Source organism: Nocardia sp. NPDC056000, from assembly GCF_042269265.1.
In the GTDB taxonomy this organism is placed as follows: Bacteria; Actinomycetota; Actinomycetes; order Mycobacteriales; family Mycobacteriaceae; genus Nocardia.
Map to the genome: position 1 here is coordinate 1,078,332 of NZ_JBHJXS010000001.1, position 10,140 is coordinate 1,088,471.

Annotated in this window: 9 protein-coding genes, 1 rRNA gene and 1 pseudogene; 2 read left to right on the top strand and 9 right to left on the bottom strand. The window is 67.1% G+C overall.

Features of this window, described 5'->3' with window-relative positions:
• Positions 1-75 precede the first annotated feature (75 nt).
• Positions 76-330 carry a hypothetical protein gene (locus ACFC4D_RS04955; RefSeq protein WP_375966519.1) on the bottom strand — a complete coding sequence of 85 codons (255 nt, stop codon included), beginning with the start codon at positions 328-330 and terminating at the stop codon, positions 76-78.
• Between the two features lie 38 nt (positions 331-368).
• On the bottom strand, positions 369-782 hold the full coding sequence (locus tag ACFC4D_RS04960) for an ester cyclase (RefSeq protein WP_364632896.1): 414 nt from the start codon (positions 780-782) through the stop codon (positions 369-371).
• Positions 783-825: 43 nt separating this feature from the next.
• Here ACFC4D_RS04960 and ACFC4D_RS04965 point away from each other — a divergent pair, with 43 nt between their 5' ends.
• A complete protein-coding gene (locus ACFC4D_RS04965; protein ID WP_375966518.1) occupies positions 826-1,482 on the top strand; it encodes a TetR/AcrR family transcriptional regulator in 657 nt (218 codons plus the stop codon).
• 81 nt (positions 1,483-1,563) lie between these two features.
• Here the strand turns inward: ACFC4D_RS04965 and recN are convergent, their stop codons facing one another.
• Genes recN through ACFC4D_RS04985 form a run of 4 tightly spaced genes read right to left on the bottom strand, consistent with a single transcriptional unit; the run spans position 1,564 to position 5,479 of the window.
• Positions 1,564-3,336 carry a DNA repair protein RecN gene (gene recN, locus ACFC4D_RS04970; protein ID WP_375966516.1) on the bottom strand — a complete coding sequence of 591 codons (1,773 nt, stop codon included), beginning with the start codon at positions 3,334-3,336 and terminating at the stop codon, positions 1,564-1,566.
• Positions 3,314-4,309: an NAD kinase gene (locus tag ACFC4D_RS04975; protein WP_376061899.1), complete on the bottom strand. Its 996-nt coding sequence runs from the start codon at positions 4,307-4,309 to the stop codon at positions 3,314-3,316. Before ACFC4D_RS04975 ends, recN begins: the two co-directional genes overlap by 23 nt.
• Positions 4,273-5,211: a TlyA family RNA methyltransferase gene (locus tag ACFC4D_RS04980; protein ID WP_364632890.1), complete on the bottom strand. Its 939-nt coding sequence runs from the start codon at positions 5,209-5,211 to the stop codon at positions 4,273-4,275. The genes ACFC4D_RS04975 and ACFC4D_RS04980 overlap by 37 nt, the downstream gene beginning before the upstream one ends.
• A gap of 1 nt (position 5,212) precedes the next feature.
• Positions 5,213-5,479, bottom strand: coding sequence for a hypothetical protein (locus ACFC4D_RS04985; RefSeq protein ID WP_375966513.1), 267 nt, complete (start codon positions 5,477-5,479; stop codon positions 5,213-5,215).
• Between the two features lie 132 nt (positions 5,480-5,611).
• Between ACFC4D_RS04985 and ACFC4D_RS04990 the strand changes: the two genes are divergently transcribed.
• On the top strand, positions 5,612-6,370 hold the full coding sequence (locus tag ACFC4D_RS04990; RefSeq protein WP_376061865.1) for a class I SAM-dependent methyltransferase: 759 nt from the start codon (positions 5,612-5,614) through the stop codon (positions 6,368-6,370).
• Between the two features lie 24 nt (positions 6,371-6,394).
• Here ACFC4D_RS04990 and ACFC4D_RS04995 read toward each other — a convergent pair whose 3' ends face one another.
• The 3 genes and pseudogenes from ACFC4D_RS04995 to rrf form a co-directional block, all read right to left on the bottom strand.
• On the bottom strand, positions 6,395-7,300 hold the full coding sequence (locus ACFC4D_RS04995) for an HAD-IIA family hydrolase (RefSeq protein ID WP_375966510.1): 906 nt from the start codon (positions 7,298-7,300) through the stop codon (positions 6,395-6,397).
• 457 nt (positions 7,301-7,757) lie between these two features.
• A pseudogene (locus ACFC4D_RS05000) lies at positions 7,758-8,510 on the bottom strand (hypothetical protein); the annotation flags it as partial.
• A 1,345-nt stretch (positions 8,511-9,855) separates the two neighbouring features.
• Positions 9,856-9,972, bottom strand: a 5S ribosomal RNA gene (gene rrf / locus ACFC4D_RS05005).
• Between the last annotated feature and the right edge of the window lie 168 nt (positions 9,973-10,140).

The window sequence follows — 10,140 nt, forward strand, 5'->3', positions numbered from 1 at the left end:
TCACACGCATACGGCGAACGGCCCGCGGAGTTCTCTCCGCGGGCCGTTCTCGTTCCGAAAACCGTTCGGCCGGAACTACTTCGGCTGGATGTAGTACGAACCGTAGGAACCGACGCAGTCGTAGTCGTTCCATTCACCGTTGTCCATACCGCGATTACCGCGGCCCAGGCATTCGGCCAGGCTTTCGAACGGGCCCAGCGAATTCTGGTTCGGCTGGGCCACCTGGGCGCTGCCGGAATCGAGCGGGCCGGCGGTCGCGGTGGCCGCGGCCCCGGTCACGAGAGCACCGGCGCAGAGTGCGGCGGCGGCGAGACGGCTGATTGGCATCATGGTCGAATCTTTCTGTAGGACTTGAAGGTTCGAAACTGTCAGGCGGGCGCGAGCTGCTGCATGATGGCCGCGACATCGAGCCAGATGTTCTCCCGGCTCATCCGACCGTCGCGGAATTCGCAGACGTGCAGAATGCGGAAGTCCACCGGCCGATTCCCGCCGGGAATCCCCAGGAAGACCCCGGGAACCCGGCCGTACCAATGGGATTCGTCGACCAGGAAATCGTCACCGTAGTACCGGTGCAGTGTCTCGAACTTGTCCTCGTCGAGTGCCGCCAGCAGACCGTCGTAGCGCTGCCGAATGGCGGTGTGATCACGCAATATCCCGCCTGGATCGCCGACCACATCGTGTTCGGCGTCAGCAGTGAGCGTGTCCAGGATCGCGTCGACATTCTTGCTCGCCTCCCCGGCCGCATGTCTGGCGAAGAGTGCGTCCATCTCATCCCGCGTCATGACTGTTCCCTCCTGTTTTGTGAGACTCTGCTATCATCATGAGATGAGCTTCTCACGTCAAGAGAAATTTCTCACGACAGGACGGCACAACCAGAAGCAGCGAACTCGACAGGCACTGCTGGACGCCGCCATCACACTCGCCAAGGAGGGCAGGCAACCCTCCATCGCCGAGGTGGCCGACGCCGCGCGGGTCTCCCCCGCCACGGCCTACCGGTACTTTCCGAATCCGCAATCGCTCTGGGCTGATCTGGCGACCCAGCAACGCACCCGGCGTGACGACTTCACGGGAATCGTGGACGAACTCACCGGCACCGCGGAGGAACGGGTGGAAACGGTGGTGCGTTCCACCTCGCAGATACAACTCGCCGATGAGGCTCTGTGGCGCAACGTATTACGCGCCACCCTCGATCGCTGGTTCGAACAAGCGGATATGCCGGAGTCCGAACGGGTTCCGATAAGGGGAATCACCCGACTCCAGATGACCCGCACCGCACTGGAACCACTATCGGACCGGCTCACGCCCGAACACCTGGATCGGCTGGCCAATGCCATAGCCATCGTCTTCGGCGTGGAGGCCATCGTCAGCACCCGTGACACCTGTGGTCTGTCGCCCGAGGCCGCCGTCGATCTGATGGCATGGTCCGCTCAAGCCCTCGTGCGCCAGGCACTCGCCGAAGCCGAAGGCCGCCACACCGATTGAACACCCAGCCCGATTGAACACAAAGATCCGGCGGAGCACGAGGGGTGCTCCGCCGGACCGGAGTTCAGGTCTTGCTTCGACTCAGCTTGCGGCGGTGACCTTTTCGGCGTCGGCCGTGGTGAGCAATTCCCACGCGTGCGCGCGGCCGGTTTCGGTGTCGTCGAGACCGGCGAGCATGCGGGCCAGTTCGACTACGCGTTCATCGCGGGTCAGGGCGCGGACGCCGGATTTCACGCCCTTGCCGTCATCGACCTTGTCGACCACCAGGTGGGTGTCGGCGAAGGCCGCGACCTGGGCGAGGTGGGTGACCACGATGACCTGGTGGGTGCGCGCCAATCGGGCCAGGCGGCGGCCGATCTCGACCGCGGCGCGACCACCGACACCGGCGTCGACCTCGTCGAAAACCATGGTGGTGCCGTGTTCGGAACTGGCCAGCACCACTTCCAGCGCCAGCATGATGCGCGAGAGCTCACCACCGGAAGCGCTGCGGCTCAAGGGCAGCGGCTGTGCGCCCGAATGCGCGGCGAGCCGGAATTCCACCTCGTCCACACCTGTCGATCCGGCGTGCAGTTCCTGACCGTCGACCAGCAGCGGTGCGGAATCCTGCACCCCCGCGGGCATCGGCCGCACGCCGACCTCGAGCTTGGCGCGGCCCATGGCCAGACCGCCGAGTTCGGTGCTGACGGCGCTGGCGAGCTTGCCCGCCGCCTTGGAACGGGCGACCGTGAGTTTGCGCGCGGCCTCGCGCACCTTCTCCGCCGCGGTCTCGACCTCGGCGGCCAGCGCCGCGAGCGCCTCCTCCGAGACGTCCAGGGATTCCAGGCGGGTGCGGGACTGATCCGCCCACGCGATGACCCCGTCGATATCGGGCGCGTATTTCCTGGTGAGCGACTTCAATTCGGCCTGGCGGGTGAGCATGGAATCCAGTGCGCCCGGATCGGACGGCAGATCCGACAGATAGGAGCTGAGTTCGGTGGCCAGATCCACCACCACCGAAATCGCTTCGCCCAGACGGGGAGCCAGCGCGGTCAGCGCGGGATCCTCGGCCGTATCGAGGCGGGCACGCGCACCGCCGAGCAGCTCCAGCGCACCCGAACCCTCGCCCGGGGTGTCGGCGGGACCGGCGAGCGCGTCATGCGCGGCGGAGGCGGCCTCGCGCAGCGAATCCAGATCCGAGAGCCTGCGCACCTCGGCGACCAGGCGCTCATCCTCACCGGGTTCCGGTGCGATGGCGTCGATTTCGTTCAGCGACTGGGTGAGATGATCGGCCTCGAGGGCCAATTCGCGACTGCGCGCGGTGCGTTCGAGTAGCTGATTGCGCGCCTCGAGCCAGTTCTTGCGCACCTTCTGATATTTGGTCAGCAGCGCCGACACACCGTCACCGGCGAACTGATCCAGTGCGTGCAGCTGCTGATCCGGGCGCTGCAGGCGCAGCTGATCGTTCTGGCCGTGCACGGTGAGCAGCGGTGTCGTGAAATCGGACAGCACCGATGCGGGCACACTGCGCCCGCCCAGATGCGCGCGCGAGCGGCCGTCGCTGCCGACGGTGCGCACGGCGATCACGCTGCCGTCGTCATCGTGTTCGGCGCCGGAGGCTTCCATCACCTCCTTGACCTCGGAGACCGCGCCCTCGTGGACTGCGTCCACGGTGAAGCGCCCCTCCACCAGCGCGCGCGACGCGCCGAGCCGCACCCGGCCCGCATCGGCGCGCGCGCCGCTGAGCAGGTGCAGGCTCGTGACCACCATGGTCTTGCCCGCACCGGTCTCACCGGTCAAAACGGTCAAACCTTCATGGAATTGCGCGGTGGCGGTGGAAATTACGCCCAGCCCGTCAATCCTGATCTCTGTCAGCACTCGTGCTCTCCGTCCGTCGGCCTCGCCAGCCTGTCACGGGTAACTGGAACTTGCGCACCATCCGGTCTGCGAAGGGTGCGGAATCCAAACGCACCCAGCGCACCGGCTCGGCCCCGCGGACCGCCTCGACCCGGCCGCCCCGCGGCAGTGCGAGGGTGCGTCGGCCGTCCAGGAAAACTATTGCATCATGGCCCGTCGCAACGGTTTCCACCGCTATGCGGGACTCCGGGCTGGTGACCAGGGGCCGCGCGAACAGGGCGTGCGCATTACTCGGAATCACCAGCAGCGCTTCGAGTTCGGGCCACACCACCGGACCGCCCGCCGAGAAGGCGTATGCGGTCGAACCGGTAGGCGTGGCGATCAGCACACCATCGCAGCCGAAGGAAGAGACCGGTCGCCCGTCCACCTCCAGCACCACTTCGAGAACGCCCATGCGCGCGGCGTTTTCGATACTGGCCTCGTTCAGCGCCCAGCCGCTTTCGACGATCTCATCGTCGACGCGCACCCGGACATCGATGGTCATCCGCGTTTCGAGCGTGTAGTCACCGCGCACGACCTGCGATAGCGCCTCATCGAGGTGTTCCGCCTCGGCCTCGGTGAGAAAACCGATGCGGCCCAGGTTGATTCCCAGCACCGGCACCGACGCGTCCCGGGCCAGTTCGGCGGCACGCAGGAAGGTGCCGTCACCGCCTAGCGCCAGCACCATCTCACAGCCGACCGCCGCGTCCGGGCCGTGCGCCATGACGCGCACCGGATACCCGTCCGCGGCAGCGGCATCGTCGAGATCGAAACGCGTGCTGTAGGCCTCGTCCTCCAGCACCCGCAGGCAGATGCCGGCCTCGGCGAAAATCTTGGCCACCCGATGCGCGGTCTCGGTGATCTCGGACCGCCCCGGATGCGCGACCAGCAGGATCTCCCGTGCGGCGCCCCGCGAATTCACTGTGGTCCCTCCTGAACCGCCCGATCGATCAATGCCGCCACCCGAGCCTGTTCCTCCGCACTGTATGCGGCGGGGACAGAGCTCGCAGCGGACACCGTATCGCCCGGCACCGACAAGCTGTCATCGACAGCGCGAACGCCATCGGACTTCGCGGTGTCTTCCTGCGCGGCGGCCGATTCCGCCGCCTCCTTACGCAACCACAGGAAGTACTCGACATTTCCGGACGGACCCGGCAGCGGACTCGCCGTCACACCCCGGGTGCGCAGGCCCAGCTTCGCCGCGGCGGCCGCCACCTCGCGCACCGTCTCCGCGCGCAGCGCCGGATCCCGTACCACGCCACCGGATCCGAGCCGATCCTTGCCGACCTCGAACTGCGGCTTCACCATGGGCAGCAGATCCGCCCCGGGCGCACAGCAGGCCGCCAGCGCGGGCAGCACCAGCGCGAGTGAGATGAACGACAGATCCGCGACCACCACATCGACTGTGCCACCGATGAGTTCGGGGGTCAGCGCGCGAACATTGGTGCGGTCGTGCACTTTCACCCGGTCGTCGTTCTGCAGCCGCCAAATCAATTGGCCGTAGCCGACATCCGCGGCCACGACTTCCTTCGCGCCCTTGGACAGCAGCACATCGGTGAAACCGCCGGTGGAGGCACCCGCGTCCAGGCAGCGTTTACCGTCGACCGAGACGCCCTCGGCCTCGAACGCCGCGAGCGCACCGAGCAACTTGTGCGCGCCGCGCGAGGCCCACTGCACCTCATCGGGCTCATCCCGCACCAGCAACGCGGCAGCGGTCTCCACCCCCGTCGCCGGTTTGGTGGCCACACTTCCATTGATCAGGACGCGGCCCGCGCTGATCAGCTCGACCGCGTGTTCCCGCGATCGCGCCAATCCGCGGCGAACCAATTCCGCGTCCACCCGTGCGCGCCTGGCCACCTCAGATCTTGTCCACCGTTGCGAGTGCGTGCACCAGCACATCGTGCGCCTGCTCCAGAATTCTGGCGCGCCGCACCAGATCCGTGCCGTCGGACGCCGAATCCCGCGCCCCCGCCGACAATTCGGCCAGCAGCGCGTCCACTTCCGTGCGCACCCGCACCGGATCGGCGAATTCCTGATTCGCACCCGCCATATGCTGGCCCGGCAGCGGCATCCCCGGACGGGGACCCGGCGCGGGCTGCTGCGGATTAGACGTGGGCATACTCATCGTGGCGTCAACGCTACCCGAACTCGCATTCGAACAGTATCCAGCCCACGAGGTTCATCCGGTGTGTCCGATCGGCCCCGGCGGGTGCGCGGGTACGGAAAATCGGTGGACTCGACTGGCAGAATCGGGCAAATGGACCGCAACTTCGAGGAATTGATCGCGGAGGCTGATTCGGTCTCCGTCGCCGGCTGGGATTTCTCCTGGCTGGCCGGGCGCGCCACCGAGGAACGGCCGTCCTGGGGGTATCAGCGGCAGCAGGCGCAGCGGCTCACCACCGCGCGGGCGGCACTGGATATTCAGACCGGCGGCGGGGAGGTACTGGCCGAGGCGGAGCATTTCCCGCGCACCATGGTCGCCACCGAATCCTGGCCGCCGAATCTCGCCAAGGCGACTCGACTGCTGCATCCGCGCGGGGCGGTCGTGGTCGCCGATCCCGATGAACCGCCGCTGCCGTTCGCGGACGAGGCGTTCGATCTGGTGACGAGCAGGCATCCGGCCACCATCTGGTGGGAGGAGATCGCACGGGTGCTGGAACCGGGCGGGGTGTACTTCGCACAGCACGTGGGGCCCGCCAGTGTCTTCGAGATCGTCGAATACTTCCTGGGACCGCAGCCCGAGGCGCGCAAGGGGCGCGATCCGGAGATCGAGGCCGCCGGGGCGCGCGCCGCCGGACTGGAGATCGTGCAGGCGCGCACCGAACGACTTCCCATGCGGTTCAACGATATCGGCGCGGTGGTGTACTTCCTGCGCAAGGTGATCTGGATGGTGCCGGGATTCACCGTGGCGCAGTACAAGGATCGGCTGCGCGATCTGCACGAGCAGATCACGACCCAGGGGCCGTTCGAGGCGTATTCGGCACGGACCCTGTTCGAGGCCCGAAAGCCCAACTGAGCCTTCGGGTCTCGATAGGGAGCGTCAGTCCTGCGCGGCGGGCGGTGCGGAGATCGCGATCGCGCGGCCGGGGAACTTCGCGAGCAGGGCCGCGATCACCTCGGCGATATCACCGTCACCCGGGATGACCGGGGCGGTATCGGCGATCGGATGATTCAGGGCGTCAAGGGTTTCCGCGATATAGGTGGGCAGGTGCTCGATCGGCTGGGTGCGCAGATCCTCGAGGGTGCTCACACCGGTCAGGACCATGAACGATTCCAGGCCGACGCAGTGCGCGCCGTCGATATCGGTGTCGAGGCGGTCGCCGACCACCAGGGCGTTGCGGGTTCCGGCGCGCACCAGCGCGTCTTCCAGCAGGGGCGCATACGGTTTGCCCGCCACGAGCGGTTCCCGGGCCGAGGCGGTGCGCAGGGCCGCGACCATGGAACCGTTACCGGGTGCGAGACCGCGTTCGTTCGGGAGGGTCGCATCGGTGTTCGAGGCGACCCAGAGCGCACCGGCGCGCAAAGCGTAGGCGGCCTCGGCCAGATCCGCCCAGGCGGTCTGCGGCGAATGACCCTGGACGACCGCGGCCGGAGCGACGCCGTTGAAACGGCGGATCGGTTCCAGGCCAACGGCATTCACTTCGGCCACCAGATCATCGGTGCCGACGACCAGCACCGTCGAGCCGGGCTCCAGCCGGTTCGCGAGCATATGGGCGGCGGCCTGCGCGCTGGTGACGACCTCGTCTTCGGCCGCGCGATAACCCAATTCGCGCAGATGCTCGGCCACCACGGGGGCCGAGCGGCTGGCATTGTTGGTCACATAGACCAACTGCTGGTCACCCGCGACCGAAAGCGCTTCCGGCGCACCCGGAATCACCTCCGGTCCGCGATACAGGGTGCCGTCCAGATCCAGTAGCAGTGCGCCGAATCGATCCCGAAGCCGCATATCGCCGCCCTCTCCCAAAGTTCCCGGCCTACAGGTCGGCCGCCCCCGTTCGGGGACGGCCAGCCTACTAGGCCGATGTCACAGCCTGCCTTCGCGCGGCGGCTGATTCGCATCGGCTACCGCGGTCACCTGGTTCGAACCGTTACTGCTCGTCGTCGTAGGCCGCGGGCGAATCCTCGGATTTCACAGTGGACTTCGCGGCTTCCGGCTTCGTGGATCCGGCCTTGTCCGCCGGGGCCTTGTCATCGTCGACATCATCGGCATCGTCCGCGTCGTCGACGTCTTCATCATCTTCATCTTCGTCGTCGACGTCTTCATCATCTTCGTCGTCGGCGTCTTCGTCGTCCTCGGTGCCGTCCTCGACCTGGGCGGTCCAGTCCGGCTCGTCCTCGGAGTCGTCCTCGGCATCCACGGCGACGGCGTTCGCGGTCCAGCTATTGCCCGAACCGCCCTCGGCCAGATCCGCGGCACGGTCCTCGGCGTCGGTCTCACCCTCGGCGTCGGCGGAGGCTGCGTTCATGAACCAGGTCAGCGATTCCTCACGACGACCGGCGGCCAGCAGCGCCTCGGCGTAGGCGTAGAACAGCCGCGCCGAAGCCGAACCGGTACGCGACGGATCCAATTCGGGCGTCTGCAGGGTGACCACGGCCTGGTCGTACTGACCCAGATCCATGCGGGCACCGGCCACCACGATGCGGAGTTCGGTGGCCTCGTCGCCCTTGAGCAGGCGGGCCTCGTCACTGCGGCCCAATTCGATGGCCCGCTCGGGACGACCCAGACCGCGCTCACAGTCGGCCATGACCGCGAGCAGTCCCGAACCACCGGACATGCGGCGCGCGGTGCGCAGCTCGGACAGCGCCTCGGCCCACTCACCCGCGTGATAGGCCGCGACACCGGCGGTTTCGCGCACGACGGCGATCCGGCCGGCCCGCTGCCGCGCGGCACGAGCGTGCGCCAGCGCCAGCTCGGGATCCTCGTCCAGCAGCTGGGCGACCATGATCAGGTGCCGCGCAACGGATTCCGCATTGCTCTTGTCCAGGCTCAGCAGATCGCGGCGCACGGCCGGATCGAGATCGGCGGCCTGCACGTCATCGGGCAACTCCGGCTCATCCGGGCGACCCTCACGACGCTCGCCGCCCCGGGCACCGGGACCGCGCGCACCCTCGCCGCCGCGGCGACGGTCCGAATCCCCACCGGGATACGACCGCTCGGCCCGCTCCGGACGCTCGGAGCGCTCGAACCGCTCCGGCTTCTCCGCGCCCTCGGCACGGGGCGAACGCTCCGGCTTCTCGAACCGCTCGGACTTGCCGAACCGCTCCGAACGATCCCGATCCGGGCGATCACCGCGATCGGGACGATCAGCGCGATCACGATTGAATCCGCCACCGGAATTGCCGCGATCACCGAAGTTGCTGCGCCCGAAGCTCTTACGATCGTCGCGGTCGCCACCGCGGTTATCGCGATTGAAGCCACCACGGCTATCGCCACGGTTGTCTCCACCACGGCTGGAATTGTCCCGATCGCGGTTGAACCCACCGCGCTCGCCGCCACGGCTGTCGCCGCCGCGATTGAACCCGCCCCGGCTGTCACCGCCACGGTTATCCGAACCACGGTTGAAACCACCACCGCGGCTATCGCCGCCACGATTGTCGCGATCGCGGTTGAATCCACCGCGCTCGCCATCACGGTTGTCGCGGTTGAACCCGCCACGGCTATCGCCACGACTGTCCCCACCGCGATTGAAGCCACCACCGCGGCTGTCACCGCCACGATTGAAGCCGCCACGATCGTTGTCACGACGCTCGCCACCGCGACTATCGCCACCACGGTTGTCGGAGCCCCGGTTGAAACCGCCGCGCTCACCGCCACGGCTTTCGTTCCCGCGATTGAACCCGCCGCGATCGCCTTCACGACGCTCGCCGCCACGGAATCCACCACGGTCGTTATCGCGGCCCTCGCCACGATTGAATCCGCCCCGGCTGTCACCGCCACCGCGGTTGTAGCCGCCTCGGTTATCGCTGTCACGGTTGAAACCGCCGCGACCACCGGAATTGCTGTCATTGTCGCGGCGGAATCCGCCACGATCGTTGTCCCGGCCCTCGCCGGAACGGTTGAATCCACCGCGCTCGCCACCGCCGCGGTTATCGCCGCCACGATTATCGGAGCCGCGGTTGAAACCGCCGCCACGGTTGTCGCCGGTACGGCCGCCACCGGAACCGCCACGGCTGCCGCCGGAATCTCGGTTGTAGCCGCCGCGCTCACCGTCACCGCGGCCCGCGTTATCGCGACCACCGCGGTTGAAGCCGCCTTCCGGACGATCGGATCCGCCGCTACGGCGGAAAGGTTTGCGGCCGTCGTTGTGCTCCGCCACGGTGGTCCCTCTCTATAGTTTGCCTGCGGTACCCGGCCGCGGCGCTGGCGCGCGTGACGGTCGGCGGGACGTTCTGTTTCCCACCACCACAAATTCAATCACGCACCGCTGAGCCGCCAAGCGGCACCGGGTCGTAAAACGCCGAAAGGGGACCCAGCAAGTGGGTCCCCTTTCGCGAAGGATGTTCCGGCGGTGTCCTACTCTCCCACACCCTGTCGAGTGCAGTACCATCGGCGCAGGTGGCCTTAGCTTCCGGGTTCGGAATGGGACCGGGCGTTTCCCCACCGCTATAGCCGCCGTAACTCTATGAAACTGTACACAGAGAGCAACTCACTCCACCCCGAAAGATGTTGTGGTGCTTCTGAGTATCTGTGTGTTGTTTCAGATACCGCACAGTGGACGCGTAGCTTCTTTGTTGGTAAGTCCTCGGCCTATTAGTACCGGTCACCTGCATGCGTTACCGCACTTC

What these genes read in the sequence shown, in the direction of transcription:
- ACFC4D_RS04955 (WP_375966519.1), bottom strand. Translation starts at nt 330, where the DNA reads ATGATGCCAATCAGCCGTCTCGCCGCCGCCGCACTCTGCGCCGGTGCT.
- ACFC4D_RS04960 (WP_364632896.1), bottom strand. Translation starts at nt 782, where the DNA reads ATGACGCGGGATGAGATGGACGCACTCTTCGCCAGACATGCGGCCGGG.
- ACFC4D_RS04965 (WP_375966518.1), top strand. Translation starts at nt 826, where the DNA reads ATGAGCTTCTCACGTCAAGAGAAATTTCTCACGACAGGACGGCACAAC.
- ACFC4D_RS04985 (WP_375966513.1), bottom strand. Translation starts at nt 5,479, where the DNA reads ATGAGTATGCCCACGTCTAATCCGCAGCAGCCCGCGCCGGGTCCCCGT.
- ACFC4D_RS04990 (WP_376061865.1), top strand. Translation starts at nt 5,612, where the DNA reads ATGGACCGCAACTTCGAGGAATTGATCGCGGAGGCTGATTCGGTCTCC.
- ACFC4D_RS04995 (WP_375966510.1), bottom strand. Translation starts at nt 7,300, where the DNA reads ATGCGGCTTCGGGATCGATTCGGCGCACTGCTACTGGATCTGGACGGC.